The sequence below is a fragment of the Mycobacterium sp. E3305 genome, from assembly GCF_001666785.1.
In the GTDB taxonomy this organism is placed as follows: Bacteria; Actinomycetota; Actinomycetes; order Mycobacteriales; family Mycobacteriaceae; genus Mycobacterium.
The window spans coordinates 1-14572 of the sequence record NZ_LZJA01000144.1; the positions used below are offsets into that span (position 1 = coordinate 1).

Here is a 14572-nt window from a genome sequence, read left to right on the forward strand (position 1 = left end):
CTGCACGTTCCACGGCCATCGCCGGCTGTCGCCGGACGAGGTCGCCCGGTACCTGTTCCGGCGCGTCGTGTCGTGGGGGCGCAGCTCGAACGTTTTTCTTCGCAACGGCGCCCGCCTGTACCTCGACGTGGGCAGCCACCCCGAGTACGCGACGGCCGAGTGCGACAGCCTGGTGCAGCTGGTCACCCACGACACGACGCGCCGGAACAGGTACCGGGCGACCTCGTCCGGCGACAGCCGGCGATGGCCGTGGAACGTGCAGGTGACACCGAACTCGGTCTCGATGCCCATAATTCGTCGCTGCACGTAATCGAGCGTACTGGTTGTCTGACCGGGACGGTGCGGAAGCCGCGCCTACGGATCCGGACGAGTTTCGCGAAGCCCGCCAGGGCACCGCCTGGGGACCTCAACGGGACGTCGACAACTCGGACACCTGCGGGCGCGGTGTTCAGCCCGTAGCGAACAGCGCACGCGGCGGGCCCGAGTCAGCCCGCGGCGTCGCCGTTGGATTCCGGCGCTTCGCCGTTGGTTTCCGACTGCCTCGAATCGCCCTCTTGCAGCAGACCTTCCAACGTGGCCCGGTTGATGCGCCGGAACGCCCGGCGTGGCCGGTTGACGTCCAGGATGGCGACCTCCAGGCTGCCCACGTCCGGGGAGGGCTGGTCCCCGCCTGAACCGTCGGTGCTGCCGGCCCGCAGCGCCTTCACGGCGATTTTGGTCGCCTCGCGCAAGTCGGCGTTCTCCGCGTAGGACTCCTTGAGCGCGGTCGTGATCGGCTCGGTGGTGCCGCCCATCACCACGAAGTGCGGCTCGTCGGCGATCGACCCGTCGTAGGTGATGCGATACAGCTCAGGCGGTTTCGTCTCGCCGTAGTGCGCCACCTCGGCGACGCACAATTCCACCTCGTACGGCTTAGCCTGCTCGGTGAAAATGGTGCCCAGGGTCTGCGCGTAGACGTTGGCCAGCTGGCGTCCCGTGACGTCGCGGCGGTCGTAGGCGTAGCCCCGGGTGTCGGCGAACTGGATTCCGCCGCGGCGCAGGTTGTCGAATTCGTTGAACTTGCCGGCGGCCGCGAAGCCGACGCGATCGTAGAGCTCACTGATCTTCTGCAGGGACCGCGACGGGTTCTCCGCCACGAACAGCACACCACCGGCGTAGACCAGCGCCACCACGCTCTTGCCGCGCGCGATGCCTTTGCGCGCGAGCTCGCTGCGCTCGCGCATCGCCTGCTCGGGCGATATGAAATACGGGAAGCTCACTTCTCACCACCGTCGGGGCCGAAAGTGTCTGCGCGTGAGCGGCTTTCGATCACCTCGCGGGCGAGCTCGGCGATCCGGCTCTCGGGCACCTCGGCCGCCCCCTCGGCGCCGATGGTGACCGCCGTCGGGTAGATGCCCCGAACCAAGTCAGGCCCGCCGGTGGCGGAGTCGTCATCGGCGGCGTCGTAGAGCGCCTCGACGGCCACCCGCACCGCCGAATCGGCATCGACGACCCGCGAATACAACTTCTTTATGGAGGACTTGGCGAAGATCGAGCCCGACCCCACCGACTGATAACCCTCTTCCTCCAGGTTCCAGCCGCCGGCGGCGTCGAACGAGACGATCCGGCCGGCGCCTTCGGGGTCGGGCGCGTCGATGTCGTACCCCGCCAGCAGCGGCAGAGCCACCAGGCCCTGCATCGCCGCGGCCAGGTTTCCGCGCACCATGATCGCCAGTCGGTTCACCTTGCCGGCAAACGTGAGCGGCACGCCTTCGAGCTTCTCGTAGTGCTCGAGTTCGACGGCGTAGAGGCGGGCGAACTCCACGGCGATGGCCGCGGTGCCCGCGATGCCGGTCGCCGTGTAGTCGTCGGTCACATAGACCTTTTTCACGTCGCGCCCGGCGATCATGTTGCCCTGGGTCGAGCGACGGTCCCCGGCGATGACGACGCCACCGGGAAACTTCAGGGCGACGATGGTGGTGCCGTGCGGCAGCTGCGAGCCCACCCCATCGGCGTGGGCACCGCCACCGAGGCTCGCCGGCAGCAGCTCCGGCGCTTGGCGGCGCAGGAAGTCAGCAAACGACGACAGGTCTACGGCGGGGGTTCCCGGGAATGCGGAGTTAGTGGACAGGCGATCGGAGAAGGGCCAGGTCACTGTCCGCCCTTTTGGACGTATGCCCGGACGAAATCTTCGGCGTTCTCTTCGAGCACGTCGTCGATCTCGTCGAGCAGATCGTCGGTGTCCTCGGCTAGCTTCTCGCGGCGCTCCTGGCCCGCGGCCGTGCTGTCGGCGAGATCGTCGTCGTCGCCACCACCACCGCCACGCTTGGTCTGCTCTTGAGCCATCGCCGGCCTCCTGCTTCATCTGAACTTGTTCAGCGGCTCGCTTGCCTTTTAAGCCACACTGCTCGCTGGTATCTCTACCCTACCGGTCAACCCCGACGTTCCCCGGTTTAACCGGCTTAGCTGGTGAGTTGTTCGACCAGTTCGGCGGCGCTATCCACCGAGTCCAGCAGCGCCCCGACGTGCGCCTTGCTGCCCCGCAGCGGCTCCAGCGTCGGAATGCGCACCAACGAGTCACCGCCGAGGTCGAAGATGACCGAGTCCCAGCTGGCCGCGGCGATGTCGGCACCGAACCTGCGCAGGCACTCACCGCGGAAGTACGCGCGCGTGTCAGTCGGCGGGTTGTCCACCGCCTCCAGCACCTGGTGCTCGGTGACCAACCGCTTCATCGAGCCGCGGGCGACGAGCCGGTTGTACAGGCCCTTGTCCAGCCGGACGTCGGAATATTGCAGGTCGACGAGGTGCAGCCTTGGCGCCGACCAGCTCAGGTTCTCTCGCTGACGGAAACCCTCGAGCAGGCGCAGCTTGGCGGGCCAGTCGAGCACCTCGGCGCACTCCATCGGGTCCCGCTCGAGTTGGTCGAGCACCTGCGCCCAGGTCTCCACGATGTCGGCCGCGCGGGGATCGGGGTCGCGGCTGTCGACGAGCTTCGCCACCCGATCCAGGTAAATCCGTTGCAACGCAAGGCCGGTCAATTCCCGCCCGTCGGCAAGGGCCACGGCGACCCGCAGCGACGGATCGCGGCTGATCGCATGGACCGCGTGCACCGGCCGGGCCAGCACCAGGTCGCTCAGGTCGATCCCGTGTTCCGGGCCGACCTCGATCAAGTCCAGCACCAGCGCCGTCGTGCCCAGCTTGAGGTAGGTCGACGTCTCGGCGAGGTTGGCGTCGCCGATGATGACGTGCAGCCGGCGGTATCGGTCCGCGTCGGCGTGCGGTTCGTCGCGGGTGTTGATGATGCCGCGCTTGAGGGTGGTCTCGAGGCCGACCTCGACCTCGATGTAATCGGAGCGCTGGGACAGCTGGAAGCCGGGCTCGTCGCCGGAGGGCCCGATGCCGACCCGGCCGGAGCCGGTCACCACCTGGCGGGATACCAGGAAAGGGGTCAGTCCCGCGATGATCGACGAAAACGGTGTCTGCCGCGACATCAGGTAGTTCTCGTGCGACCCGTAGGAGGCGCCCTTGCCATCGACGTTGTTCTTGTAGAGCTGCAGCTTGGCCGCCCCGGGCACGCTGGCGACGTGCCTGGCGGCGGCCTCCATGACGCGTTCGCCGGCCTTATCCCAGATCACCGCGTCCAGCGGGTCGGTGCACTCGGGCGCCGAGTATTCGGGGTGGGCGTGGTCGACGTAGAGCCGCGCGCCGTTGGTCAGGATCATGTTGGCCGCGCCGACTTCGTCGGCGTCGACCACTGGAGGCGGGCCCGCCGAGCGGCTCAGATCAAAACCGCGGGCGTCCCGCAACGGTGATTCCACCTCGTAGTCCCAGCGGGTGCGTTTGGCGCGCTGAATGCCGGCGGCGGCGGCATAGGCCAGCACCGCCTGGGTCGAAGTGAGGATCGGGTTGGCCGTCGGGTCCGACGGCGATGAAATGCCGTACTCGACCTCCGTCCCGATAATCCGTTGCATGGCCTAAGCGTAGGCCCGCCGACGATGCGCCCCGCGCGGCGGGGCGTTGAGAAGGCGGGCAATCGGGCTAGGCCCGCCGACGATGCGCCCCGCGCGGCGGGGCGTTGAGAAGGCGGCCCTAGTCGCTCAACGACCAGCGCGAGCGGGGCGCCCGTCGTAGGGTGAGCCGCCATGGACCTAAGTCTGCGCCGCGCCCCGCGCCGCCGCGGTCCGGTGAACGGCGCGGCTGAAAGCTGGTTCCTGGCGCGGGGTTTGCCGTCCGTACTGACGAGGCGCGCCCGGTGGCGCCGGCTCTGGCCGCGCGCGGCGCCGGTGCTCGCGGCGTACGCGGCGCTGCAGGCCTGCATCCTGCTGGTGTATCTGATCACCGGCGGCCACGACGTCGAAATCACCGGCACACCAACGACTTCGGAGCTGCTCGTGCTCGTCGTCGTCGGCCTCAGCCTCCCGCTGATGGCGGTCGTCGGCTGGCTGGTGTCGCGATCGCGCAACGGGCGGGCGCGCGCGACGATAGCGACGGCGTCGGTCGTGGTGGTGGTGTCCGTCGGCGTGGCGACGGGAGACGCTGCGCAGCTGCCGCAGCAGGCCGCCGTCATCGCCGTCGTGCTGATCCTGACCGGCTTCGGCGTCGGTTCGGTGGTCGGCTGGGCGGTCCGCATGATGCTGTCGCACTTCACCATGGTCGGCGCGCTGGCGGTCCGGGCGTTGCCGGTCGTGCTGCTGACGGCGTTGGTCTTCTTCAACACCTACGTCTGGCTGATGGCCGCCACGATCAGCGGGAACCGGCTCGGGCTGGCGATGGCGTTCCTGGTCTCCATCGCGGCGGCGTTCGTCATCTCGGCCACGGTGGAGCGGGTGCGACCGACGCTGAAGTCGGCGGCGGCCTTGCCCGGAGACGCCGAGCACCTCGCGGGCACGCCGTTCGCGACCATGCCGGACGCCCCGGACAGCACGCCGTTGAGGAAGAGCGAACGCCTCAACGTGGTGTTCGTTCTGGCCGCGTCCCAGCTGGCACAGATCCTGGTGGTGGCGGTGGTCACGGCCACCATCTATTTGATTCTCGGCCTGATCGTGCTGAGCCCGGAACTGCTCAACGAATGGACCCACACCTACAAGAGCACCGCGACGGTGTTGGGCTTCACGCTGCCGGTCCCGGACTCGCTGGTGCACATGAGCCTTTTCCTGGGCGCGCTGACCTTCATGTACATCAGCGCCCGCGCGGCCGGCGACGCCGAGTATCGGTCCACCTTCCTGGATCCGCTGATCGGTGACCTGCATGCCACGCTGATCGCCCGCAACCGCTACCGCGGCGCCGTCGCGCCGACCGCCGGTGCTGTTGACGACACCGACCGTAGTGACTAACTTCACCGTGTGTCCGCCCCCGAGTCCGACCGTGCCGTCGGCAAACACGCGCTCGACCTGGCAGGAAAACGCTACGGCGAAGTGCTCCTGGTAACCGCCGGCGAAGCCGGCCCGCAGGCAACGGTTTACAACAGCTTCCCGCTCAACGACTGTCCCGCCGAGCTGTGGTCCGCGCTCGACCCGCACGCCATCGCCGCCGAAAACGGCGTGGCCGCAGCCCTGCTCAACGGTCCGCGGTACTGGCTGATGAACGCCATCGAAAAGGAAGCCCAGGGTCCTCAGATCACGAAGACTTTCGGCGGTATCGAGATGATTCAGCAGGCCACGGTGCTGCTCTCTTCGATGAATCCGGCGCCCTACATCCCGAACAAGGTCAACCGGCACACGGTCTTCGTCTTCAACGCCGGTGAACAGGTCTACGAGCTGATCGACCCCCAAGGGCAGCACTGGGTGATGCAGACCTTGAGCCAGGTCGCCGACCCCAACCTGTCGCAAGCGGACCTGCCGGGGCTCGCCGAGCGGCTCGACCTGCCGGCGGGGTGGAGCTACCAACCGCGCGTGCTCACCGACGAACTGCGCGTCGACACGCGGACCCGGGCGGCCCAGGTGCTGCAGGACAACCTGACCAACAGCTATTCGCTGGTGACCGACTGACGGCTGCCACGCACATCCCTGGCGGCGTGTCGTGCGCGCCGTTTTAAGTGTCGCGGCGGCGCGACCCGAACCCTGAGCAAGCGCGCCGCGACTCAAACCACGGCGTGTGCGTGGTCTGAGTCGCGGCGCGGCTTAGCGCCCTACAGGTACTGGCCCAGGTTGGATTCGGTGTCGATGGCCCGCGATGCGCTCGAGCTCTTGCCGGTGACCAGGGTGCGGATGTAGACGATCCGCTCGCCCTTCTTGCCCGAAATCCGCGCCCAGTCATCGGGGTTGGTGGTGTTGGGCAGGTCCTCGTTCTCGGCGAATTCGTCGACGATCGAGTCGAGCAGGTGCTGGATGCGCAGACCCGGTTGCCCGGTCTCCAGCACCGACTTGATCGCGTTCTTCTTCGCCCGGTCGACGACGTTCTGGATCATCGCCCCGGAGTTGAAGTCCTTGAAGTACATGACTTCCTTGTCACCGTTGGCGTAGGTGACCTCCAGGAACCGGTTGTCGTCGATCTCGGCGTACATCCGCTCGACGACCTTTTCGATCATCGCGTGGATGCAGGCCGACCGGTCGCCCCCGAACTCGGCGAGGTCGTCGGCGTGCACCGGCAGGGTCTCGACCAGGTACTTCGAGAAGATGTCTTGCGCCGCTTCGGCATCCGGACGCTCGATCTTGATCTTCACGTCCAGACGGCCGGGCCGCAAGATCGCGGGGTCGATCATGTCCTCGCGGTTGGAGGCGCCGATCACGATGACGTTCTCCAGACCCTCGACGCCGTCGATCTCGCTCAGCAGCTGCGGGACGACGGTGGTCTCGACGTCCGACGAGACGCCGGTACCACGGGTGCGGAAGATCGAGTCCATCTCGTCGAAGAACACGATCACGGGCGTTCCCTCGGACGCCTTCTCCCGGGCCCGCTGGAAGATCAGCCGGATGTGGCGCTCGGTCTCGCCGACGAACTTGTTCAGCAGCTCGGGGCCCTTGATGTTGAGGAAGTAGGACTTCGCCTCGCGCGCGTCGTCGCCACGGACCTCGGCCATCTTCTTGGCCAACGAATTCGCCACCGCCTTCGCGATCAGCGTCTTCCCGCAACCGGGCGGGCCGTACAGCAGCACACCCTTGGGCGGGCGCAGCGCGTACTCCCGATACAGCTCCTTGTGCAGGAACGGCAGCTCCACGGCGTCGCGGATCTGCTCGATCTGGCGCGTCAGACCACCGATGTCGGAGTAGCTGACGTCGGGCACCTCTTCCAGCACCAGGTCTTCGACCTCGGCCTTGGGAATGCGCTCGAACGCGTAGCCGGCCTTGGTGTCCACCAGCAACGAGTCGCCAGGCCGCAACTTGCGCGGCCTGGTGTCGTCGTTGAGCGCGTCGGGATGCCCTTCCGGCAGGTCCTCGGCCACCAGCGGCTCGGCGAGCCACACGATGCGTTCTTCGTCGGCATGACCGACAACCAACGCCCGATGCCCGTCTGCCAGCAGTTCGCGCAACGTCGAGATCTCGCCGACGGATTCGAACGTGCCGGCCTCGACGACCGTCAGCGCCTCGTTGAGGCGGACCGTCTGGCCCTTCCGCAGCGACCCGACGTCGATGTTGGGCGAGCACGTCAGCCGCATCTTGCGACCCGAGGTGAACACGTCGACTGTGTCGTCCTCATGCGCGCCCAGCAACACGCCGTAGCCACTCGGCGGCTGTCCGAGCCGGTCGACTTCCTCACGCAACGCGAGTAGTTGCTGGCGCGCCTCTTTGAGCGTCTCCATCAACTTCGAGTTGCGGGCCGCAAGCGAGTCGATCCGGGCTTCGAGCTGATGCACATCGCGCGCAGAGCGCGCGCCGCCTTGTCCGGCCGCATGCTCGAGTTGCTCGCGCAGCAACGCTGCCTCGCGGCGTAATTCTTCCAATTCGGCAGCATCGCCGGGGGACATGCCTGACTCGCGGGGGGTACCGAATGATTCAGAACGCTCTGAGCCACCCATGTTGCGCTCCTTTCCCACACCGAATTGGCGCGGTGGATACTTCAAAGCTACCGGCGATTGACCAATGATGTGCGGAGTCAAATACCCACGAAAAGTTAAGATTTTCGTCTCGCTGGTAATCTCGGCCACTAATCTCGCTGATCGAAAGGGCCGCCGTGACCGCAAAAAGCCTCGCCACAGGCTTTGTCGGCACCGCCGACGTCGGCGTGGCGACCGCGGGTGTGAGTTCAGTTGCACCCGTTGGCCCGACCGCGCGGCGGGCGCCCACTTCGGGAAGCGCCCCGACCCCCCGACCGGCCTGATCGACGGGATGCGCCGACACCGGTCCGCAGCCGTGAGCGCCGTCACCGTCTTGGCGGCGGTCGGGATCTCGGGATGTTCGTCGCATCAGCAACCCCGCATCGCCTCCTCCATGCCCGCGGCGGCCCCCGCCACGTCGAGCACGGTTGTCGTACCTCCGACTACCCCGCTGCCGACGCCTGAAGCCCTTACCGACATCTTGACCCGGCTCGCCGACCCGAACGTACCCGGTATCAACAAGGTGACTTTGGTCGAAGGCGCCACCCCCGAGAGCGCGGACACGTTGGACAAGTTCACCAACGCGTTGCGTGACAACGGCTACCTGCCGATGACCTTCGTCGCGCACGACATCGCCTGGTCCGACAAGACCCCCGGCAACGTGGTGGCGAACATCGACGTCAACACCGCCCAGCGGCCCAACGCCAGCTTCCACTTCCCGATGGAATTCACGCCGTTCCAAGGCGGTTGGCAGTTGTCGCGGCGAACCGCCGAGATGCTGTTGGCGCTGGGCAAGTCACCCGGGACACCGCCGCCCAACCCGGCACCGCCTCCCGAGCCGGCCCCTGCGCCTGCACCTGCGCCGCAACCCGCCCCGGCGCCTGCGCCGCCGCCCGAGCCCGGCCCGACGCCGAGCCCACCCGGTTGACCCGCGGCATGTGGATCGGCTGGCTTGAGTTCGACGTCCTGCTCGGCGACGTCCGGTCACTCAAAGAGAAGCGGTCGGTGATCCGCCCCGTCGTCGCCGAACTGCAACGCAAGTTCAGCGTGTCGGCGGCCGAGACGGGTTCGCACGAGCTGCATCGGCGCGCCGGCATCGGCGTGGCCACGGTGTCCGGAGACCGAAGCCATGCCGTAGACGTCCTCGACGCGGCCGAACGGCTGGTGGCCGCGCACCCCGAGTTCGAGCTGCTGTCGGTGCGACGGGGCCTGCAGCGCAGCGACGATTGAGGCCCCGGTCAGCCGTCGCGGCCCTCGCGTTTGCGCCCCAACGGCGCCGGCGCGACGACGCCGGGCGCGAGCCGTCGCGTGAAGACCAGGAACGCGGTATGCCCGCGCATGGAGTGCTGCGGCCGAACGGCCAGACCGACGACGTTCCAGCCGCGTTGCAGCGTCTCCCACGACCGGGGTTCGGTCCAGCACTGCTGGGCACGCAGGGCCTCGACGACCCGCGACAGCTGGGTCACGGTGGCGACGTAGACCATCAGCACGCCGCCGGGGATCAGCAGCCGGGCGACCGCGTCGAGCACCTCCCACGGCGCGAGCATGTCGAGCACGGCGCGGTCGAACGAGCCGTCGGGCCAATCGGAGTCGGCGACGTCGCTGACAATCAGCTCCCAGTTGTCCGGCGGCCGGCCGTAGAACACCGAGACGTTGCGGCGGGCGTGCTCGGCGTGGTCGGCGCGCTGCTCGTAGGAGACCACCCGCCCGTCGGGTCCGACCGCACGCAGCAGCGAGCAGGTCAGCGCCCCCGATCCGGCCCCGGCCTCCAGCACGCGCGCGCCCGGGAAGATGTCACCTTCGTGCACGATCTGCGCGGCGTCCTTGGGATAGATGACCTGCGGGCCGCGGGGCATCGACATGATGTAGTCGACCAGCAGCGGGCGCAGCACCAGGAAGGGCGCACCGTTGCTGGACTTGACCACAGTGCCCTGCTCCTGCCCGATCAACGCGTCGTGGGCGATCGAGCCGCGATGGGTATGGAACTCCGCGCCGGGGGTGAGCGCCATCGTGTAGTGCCGGCCTTTGGCGTCGGTGAGTTGGACGCGTTCCCCGACGGTGAACGGGCCGGTTGCGGACACGCCGTCTAGCGTGCCAGCCGACTCGCCGCGGGCGGTGCTCGGGGTTGTCGGCACCCGGTTCTACGCTGCGGACATGACCGACCAGCCGCAGGCACTCGCGCGGCCGGCTGCAAGACCGGCGTCGAAACCGGCGCTGTCCCCGTCGCGGGCGGCGGACTTCAAGCAGTGTCCGTTGCTCTACCGGTTCCGGGCGATCGATCGGTTGCCCGAGGCGCCGTCGGCCGCACAACTGCGCGGCTCGGTGGTGCACGCGGCGCTGCAGCAGCTGTACGGGCTGCCCGCCGCGCAGCGCGGCCCCGACACCGCGCTGGCGCTGGTCGAGCCGGCCTGGGAACAGGTGATCGCCGCGACGCCCGACCTGGCCGGTGACTTCGATCCCGAGCAGCGCGGCCAGCTGATCGCCGAGGCTCGGGCGCTGCTCTTCGGTTACTACCGCCTCGAGGACCCGACGCGCTTCGATCCGCAGTGCTGCGAGGAGCGCGTGGAGGTCGAACTCGCCGACGGCACGCTGCTGCGCGGATTCATCGACCGGATCGACCTCGCCGCCACCGGGGAGACGCGGGTGGTCGATTACAAGACCGGCAAGGCCCCGCCGGCGGCGCGGGCCCTGGCCGAGTTCAAGGCGATGTTCCAGATGAAGTTCTACGCGGTGGCCCTGCTGCGCACGCGCGGCGTACCACCCACTCGGCTGCGGCTCATCTACCTCGCGGATGGGCAGGTGTTGGATTATTCGCCCGACCACGACGAGTTGCTGCGCTTCGAGAAGACCCTGATGGCGATGTGGCGTGCCATCCAATCCGCAGGCCGGACCGGCGATTTCCGTCCCAGCCAGTCGCGGTTGTGTGACTGGTGCCCCCACCAGCAGTACTGCCCGTTGTTCGGCGGAACCCCGCCAACCTACCCCGGATGGCCGGATATCGCTCTGTCACAAGGCGTTTCGCAACCGACCGAACCGGCGGCGTGATCGCAGCCCGTCCGCAGATGTGACGAGCGTCATTGCGGCCTGAGCGTCCGGACGCAATAGTTCACCGGCGAGTGCGGTAGGATGTTGTCAACGTTGGCGCCAAATGGCCTGCCAGCACGTCGTGATCGATTCGTTATTTCCTCTCAGATCCCCGCGGGGCGCCGAGTCCGAGATGACTAGGTGCGCTCTGCACAGCCTCGAGTCGCGGCGATCGACGTTGCCATACGGGCAATCTCGCTACCACCGACGCTTTAGGGACAGTGAAACATGCTTGAAGACAAAACATTTGCGCACCTCGGGGTGAGCCCACCGCTGGTTGACGCGCTCGCCAAGGGCGGCGCCCACCGGCCGTTCCCAATCCAGATCGAGACCCTGCCGGACACGCTTGCCGGCCGTGATGTGTTGGGCCGCGGCAAGACCGGTAGCGGCAAGACGCTCGCCTTCTCGATCCCGCTGGTGAGCCGACTCGATGCGGGTAACCGCCGACCGGGCAAGCCGACCGGGCTGGTGTTGGCGCCCACCCGCGAACTCGCGACGCAGATCGCCGCGACCATCGCGCCGCTCGCCGCGGTTCGGGGTCTGCGCGTGACCACCGTCTTCGGCGGGGTGCCGCAGCACCGGCAGGCCGCGGCGCTGAAATCCGGCGTCGACATCGTCGTCGCCTGCCCGGGCCGGCTGGACGACCTGATGAAGCAGGGCATCGTCACGCTGAGCGCCGTACAGGTGACCGTGATCGACGAGGCCGACCACATGGCCGATCTGGGCTTCCTGCCCACGGTCACCCGCATCTTGGCGGCCACGCCGGCGGCCGGGCAGCGGATGCTGTTCTCGGCCACTCTCGATGCCGCGGTCGACACCCTGGTGAAGCGATTCCTCAGCGACCCCGTGACGCGATCGGTCGCCGAACCGGCATCCGTGACTCCCGCGATGACACATCATCTCTTCTGTGTCGACGGACCCCAGGCCAAGAAGGACCTGGTGCACCGGTTGGCCTCGGGCGAATCCCGGCGAATCCTGTTCATGCGGACCAAGCATCAGGCCCGGAAGCTGGCCCGCCAACTCACGCAGTCCGGCATCCCGTCGGTCGAGTTGCACGGCAACCTTTCCCAGAACGTGCGCGACCGAAACCTGGCGGCGTTCGCGGCCGGTCACGCGAGAGTGCTTGTGGCAACGGACATCGCCGCGCGTGGCGTGCACGTCGACAACATCGAGCTGGTCGTCCATGTCGACCCGCCGCCGGAGCACAAGGCCTACCTGCACCGGTCCGGCCGCACGGCCCGCGCCGGCGCTTCCGGCGACGTGGTCACCATCGTGTTGCCCGACCAACGCCGGGACGCCGAATCGATGATGCGCAAGGCTGCCATTCGCGCCGTGCCCCAGCAGGTAACCGCGGCCTCCCCCGTCATCCACGCCCTGGCCGGCCAGCCGGCGCCACGCGAGGTCGTCGCGCCGGCCCCGGTGGCGACTCGTGCGCCCCGGGCGAGCGCGGCGCGCAACAGGCGACGCCGCTCGCGTCGCCCCGCCCCGGCGTCGCGGTAGGGACTGCCACGAGTCGATGGTGGCGACCCGCCGCGCCCGGCCAACGCCGCGCTCGCGATCGCCACTAGCCAATGGTGGCGACCCGCCGCGCCCGGCCAACGCCGCGCTTGCGATCGCCACTACTGCAGCGGCGTCATCTCCTGCAGCATCGTGGGAATGAGCTCGCTGACGGTGGGATGGATGTGCATGGTGCGAGCCAGCGTCGTGTAGGGCGCTTTGGCCGACATGACGTCCAGGATCTCGTGAACGGCCTCGTCGCCGCCGACGCCGAAGATGGCCGCTCCCAGTATCTCCCGGGTGTCGGCATCCACGACGACTTTCATAAACCCCTGCGTCTCACCCTTTTCCACCGCCCGGCCGACCCGCGTCATCGGACGCTTGCCTACCAGCGCCTTGCGTCCCGACGCACGTACCTGGTCAACGGTCATCCCGGCACGCCCCAGCGGCGGGTCGATGTAGAGCGCGTAGGTGGTGATGCGGTCGCTGACCCGGCGCGGGTCGTCGTCGAGCAGGTTGGCGGCGACGATCTCGAAATCGTTGTAAGAGGTGTGGGTGAAGGCGCCTTTGCCGTTGCAGTCTCCCATCGCCCAGATGTGGTCGACGTTCGTCTTGAGCTGGTCGTCGACGACGATGTAGCCGCGGGCGTCGGTCTGCACACCGGCCGCCTCGAGGCCCAGGTCGTCGGTGTTGGGCCGTCGGCCCACGGCCAGCAGCAGGTGACTGCCGGCGACCGGGGCGGCGCCGTCGCTCGGGGTCAGTTCAAAGCCATTGTCCTTCTTGATGATTCGCACGTCATCGGCGCCGACGATGACGTCGATGTCCTCGCCCTCCAGGATGTCGCGGACGGTGGCGGACACGTCCTCGTCCTCGCGGGATGCCAGCCGGGAACCCCGCTCGACGACGGTCACCCGGGCGCCGAAGCGCCGGTACATCTGGGCGAACTCCAGCGCGATGTAGCTACCGCCGAGAATGACGAGGTGGCTTGGCAGCGTGTCGAGTTCGAGGATCGACACGTTGGTCAAGAACTCGATGTCGGAGAGCCCGGGGATTTCCGGCACCACCGCCCGACCGCCGACGTTGAGGAAAATCCGGTCGGCGTGCAGCACGTCTTGCCCGTCTCGGGAGTCGACACGCAACGTGTGCGGGTCCTCGAACCTTGCGTGCCCACGAAAGACGGTGCAACCGTCCATTCCCGCCAACCAGTCCTCGACGCCCTTACGGTCGCCCAGCATGATTTCGTCCTTGCGTGCCTTGACTTTCGCCATGTCCACGCTGACCGGTCCGGTCGCCACACCGAAATCCGCACCGCGGCGCGCGAGGTGAGCGGCGTACGCGCTGGCGACCAGGGTCTTGGTCGGGATGCATCCGGTGTTCACGCATGTGCCGCCGATCAGTTTGCGCTCCACCAGCGCAACCCGTTGCCCGGCCCCAGTCAGCCGCCCGGCCAACGGGGGCCCGGCCTGCCCGGCGCCGACGATGATCGCGTCGAAATGCTGTGTCACTTAACGGCCGTCAGGATGTATTCCGTCAGCACGTGACCCGTCACCGCGGCGATGGCGAACCCGCCCAAGATCGCGACCGCATCCTCGAGCAGCGCGATGGGCAGGTCCCTGCCGGCCACGGCGGCCAGCCGCTTGCGGGCCTGATAGCCGCCGAGTGTGCCGAGCACCGCGCCGATGACGCCGGCCCCGAGCGCGGTGAAGGTCCAGTGCGGCCAGGCGCCGAGCGCAGCCCCCGCCAATCCGCCCATGACGATCCTGGCGGCGAAGATCGGCGGCGCCGTGCGGGCCGGCGTCTTGGGCAGCTTGTCGTTGACCAGTTCGCCGACCGCGAGAACGGTGAAGACGATGACCGTGATGATGTTGGCCATCCACGACGCCCACGTGCCATGGAGGTCGAGCCAGCCAAGATAGGCCGCCCAGGCGACCACGGCGGGGGCCGTCAGCGAACGCAGCCCGGCGATGACGCCAATCAGGAAAGCCAGCAGCAGAATAAGCGCGTGTGTCACGAAGACCCTCCTGGGGATCGAACAGCCCG

The 14572-nt window shown here is 68.0% G+C and carries 15 protein-coding genes; 7 read left to right on the forward strand and 8 right to left on the reverse strand.

Going from position 1 to position 14572, the window contains the following annotated elements; translation table 11 throughout:
- A partial coding sequence (locus tag A5701_RS28900) for a proteasome accessory factor PafA2 family protein (RefSeq protein ID WP_231972820.1) occupies positions 1-310 on the forward strand: 310 nt, incomplete at its 5' end.
- A gap of 175 nt (positions 311-485) precedes the next feature.
- Here the strand turns inward: A5701_RS28900 and prcA are convergent.
- The 4 genes from prcA to dop form a co-directional block, all read right to left on the reverse strand.
- Entirely contained in the window at positions 486-1259 is a 774-nt protein-coding gene (gene prcA / locus A5701_RS13160; RefSeq protein ID WP_067753797.1) for a proteasome subunit alpha, read from the reverse strand.
- On the reverse strand, positions 1256-2134 hold the full coding sequence (gene prcB / locus A5701_RS13165; protein ID WP_067753800.1) for a proteasome subunit beta: 879 nt from the start codon (positions 2132-2134) through the stop codon (positions 1256-1258). The genes prcA and prcB overlap by 4 nt, the downstream gene beginning before the upstream one ends.
- Positions 2131-2325, reverse strand: coding sequence for a ubiquitin-like protein Pup (locus A5701_RS13170; RefSeq protein ID WP_067753803.1), 195 nt, complete (start codon positions 2323-2325; stop codon positions 2131-2133). Before A5701_RS13170 ends, prcB begins: the two co-directional genes overlap by 4 nt.
- A 116-nt stretch (positions 2326-2441) precedes the next feature.
- Positions 2442-3950 carry a pup deamidase/depupylase gene (gene dop, locus A5701_RS13175; protein ID WP_067753806.1) on the reverse strand — a complete coding sequence of 503 codons (1509 nt, stop codon included), beginning with the start codon at positions 3948-3950 and terminating at the stop codon, positions 2442-2444.
- A gap of 171 nt (positions 3951-4121) precedes the next feature.
- Between dop and A5701_RS13180 the strand changes: the two genes are divergently transcribed.
- Both A5701_RS13180 and A5701_RS13185 read left to right on the forward strand, forming a co-directional pair.
- Complete coding sequence (locus A5701_RS13180) at positions 4122-5312, forward strand: hypothetical protein (RefSeq protein WP_082950448.1); 1191 nt, start codon at positions 4122-4124, stop codon at positions 5310-5312.
- A 9-nt stretch (positions 5313-5321) separates the two neighbouring features.
- Entirely contained in the window at positions 5322-5966 is a 645-nt protein-coding gene (locus tag A5701_RS13185; RefSeq protein WP_067753819.1) for a hypothetical protein, read from the forward strand.
- Between the two features lie 140 nt (positions 5967-6106).
- On the opposite strand, the gene arc is transcribed toward A5701_RS13185, so the two are convergent.
- The gene (arc, locus tag A5701_RS13190) at positions 6107-7933 is read right to left on the reverse strand and encodes a proteasome ATPase (protein ID WP_067753911.1); all 1827 of its coding nucleotides are present in this window, start codon (positions 7931-7933) and stop codon (positions 6107-6109) included.
- Between the two features lie 310 nt (positions 7934-8243).
- On the opposite strand from arc, the gene A5701_RS13195 reads away from it, so the two are divergent.
- Positions 8244-8879, forward strand: a complete 636-nt coding sequence (locus A5701_RS13195) for a hypothetical protein (protein WP_067753824.1) — start codon at positions 8244-8246, stop codon at positions 8877-8879.
- Between the two features lie 8 nt (positions 8880-8887).
- Positions 8888-9181: a DUF503 domain-containing protein gene (locus A5701_RS13200; protein ID WP_067753837.1), complete on the forward strand. Its 294-nt coding sequence runs from the start codon at positions 8888-8890 to the stop codon at positions 9179-9181.
- Between the two features lie 8 nt (positions 9182-9189).
- Here the strand turns inward: A5701_RS13200 and trmI are convergent, their stop codons facing one another.
- Positions 9190-10032, reverse strand: coding sequence for a tRNA (adenine(58)-N(1))-methyltransferase TrmI (gene trmI, locus A5701_RS13205; protein WP_067753845.1), 843 nt, complete (start codon positions 10030-10032; stop codon positions 9190-9192).
- Between the two features lie 73 nt (positions 10033-10105).
- Here trmI and A5701_RS13210 point away from each other — a divergent pair, with 73 nt between their 5' ends.
- On the forward strand, positions 10106-10996 hold the full coding sequence (locus tag A5701_RS13210) for a RecB family exonuclease (RefSeq protein ID WP_067753914.1): 891 nt from the start codon (positions 10106-10108) through the stop codon (positions 10994-10996).
- Positions 10997-11263: 267 nt separating this feature from the next.
- On the forward strand, positions 11264-12535 hold the full coding sequence (locus tag A5701_RS13215; protein ID WP_067753848.1) for a DEAD/DEAH box helicase: 1272 nt from the start codon (positions 11264-11266) through the stop codon (positions 12533-12535).
- A gap of 119 nt (positions 12536-12654) precedes the next feature.
- Here A5701_RS13215 and A5701_RS13220 read toward each other — a convergent pair whose 3' ends face one another.
- A complete protein-coding gene (locus A5701_RS13220; protein ID WP_067753851.1) occupies positions 12655-14037 on the reverse strand; it encodes an FAD-containing oxidoreductase in 1383 nt (460 codons plus the stop codon).
- A complete protein-coding gene (locus tag A5701_RS13225) occupies positions 14034-14543 on the reverse strand; it encodes a DUF4126 domain-containing protein (RefSeq protein ID WP_067753854.1) in 510 nt (169 codons plus the stop codon). The genes A5701_RS13220 and A5701_RS13225 overlap by 4 nt, the downstream gene beginning before the upstream one ends.
- Positions 14544-14572 lie beyond the last annotated feature (29 nt).